Below are 1,583 nucleotides of genomic sequence, written 5' to 3' on the forward strand. Positions count from 1 at the left end.
TCTGCGACCTGGAGCTTCTGATGAACGGCGGCTTCCATCCCTTGAAGGGCTTCATGACCGAGGCCGACTATGACGGCGTGGTCGCCGACATGCGGCTCGCCGACGGTTCGCTCTGGCCGATGCCGGTGACGCTCGACGTCTCGGAAGCCTTCGCCGAGAAGGTCGAGCCCGGCCAGGACATCGCGCTCAGGGACGCCGAGGGCGTGATCCTCGCCATCCTTTCGGTCACCGACAAGTGGGTGCCGAACAAGGCCCGCGAGGCCGAGGGCGTCTTCGGCGCCGACGATCTTGCCCATCCGGCGGTCAACTACCTGCACAACACCGCGGGCAAGGTCTATCTCGGCGGCCCGATCACCGGCATCCAGCCGCCCGTGCATTACGATTTCAAGGCCCGCCGCGACACGCCGAACGAGCTTCGCGCCTATTTCCGCAAGCTCGGCTGGCGCAAGGTCGTGGCGTTCCAGACCCGCAATCCTCTGCACCGCGCGCACCAGGAGCTGACCTTCCGCGCCGCCAAGGAGGCGCAGGCCAACCTTCTCATCCACCCGGTCGTCGGCATGACCAAGCCGGGCGATGTCGACCACTTCACCCGCGTGCGCTGCTACGAGGCGGTCCTCGACAAGTACCCGGCGGCGACCACGCATCTCAGCCTTCTCAACCTCGCGATGCGCATGGGCGGCCCGCGCGAGGCCTTGTGGCACGCGATCATCCGCAAGAACCACGGGCTGACCCATTTCATCGTCGGGCGCGACCATGCGGGCCCCGGCAAGAACAGCCAGGGCAAGGACTTCTACGACCCCTATGCCGCGCAGGAACTGGTCGCCAAGCACCAGGAGGAGATCGGCATCGAGATGCTCGATTTCAAACAGATGGTCTATGTGCAGGAGAAGGCGCAGTACTTCCCGGTGGACGAGGTGCCCGAAGGCTCCACCGTCCTCGACATCTCCGGCACCGAGCTTCGCCGCCGCCTGCGCGAGGGGCTCGAGATCCCCGACTGGTTCTCCTTCCCCGAGGTGGTGCAGGAGCTGCGCCGCACCTCGCCGCCGCGCGCCAGGCAGGGCTTCACGGTGTTCTTCACCGGCCTGTCGGGTTCCGGCAAGTCGACGATCGCCAACGCGCTCATGGTCAAGCTGATGGAGATGGGCGGGCGGCCGACGACGCTTCTGGACGGCGACGTGGTGCGCAAGCATCTGTCGTCGGAGCTCGGCTTCTCGAAGGAGCACCGCGACCTCAACATCAAGCGCATCGGCTATGTGGCGAGCGAGATCACCAAGAACGGCGGCATCGCGATCTGCGCGCCGATCGCGCCCTACACCGCGACGCGGCGCGCGGTGCGCGAGATGATCGAGGCCTTCGGCGCCTTCATCGAGGTCCATGTCGCGACCTCCCTCGAGGAATGCGAACGCCGCGACCGCAAGGGGCTCTACAAGCTCGCGCGCGAGGGCAAGATCAAGGAGTTCACCGGCATCTCGGATCCCTACGAGGAACCGAAGAACCCCGAGCTCAAGGTCGAGACCGAGAACGTCGACGTCGACAACTGCGCGCACCAGGTCATCCTGAAGCTCGAGCAGATGGGCCTGATC

1 protein-coding gene is annotated in these 1,583 nt (G+C 66.0%); it reads left to right on the plus strand.

Annotated elements, in window-relative coordinates; all coding sequences use genetic code 11:
* Positions 1-1,583: bifunctional sulfate adenylyltransferase/adenylylsulfate kinase (locus tag R5H32_RS20870; RefSeq protein ID WP_318340559.1), on the plus strand; the 1,583-nt coding region annotated here is incomplete at both ends.

The sequence above is a fragment of the Defluviimonas sp. D31 genome, assembly GCF_033436765.1.
GTDB lineage: Bacteria > Pseudomonadota > Alphaproteobacteria > Rhodobacterales > Rhodobacteraceae > Albidovulum.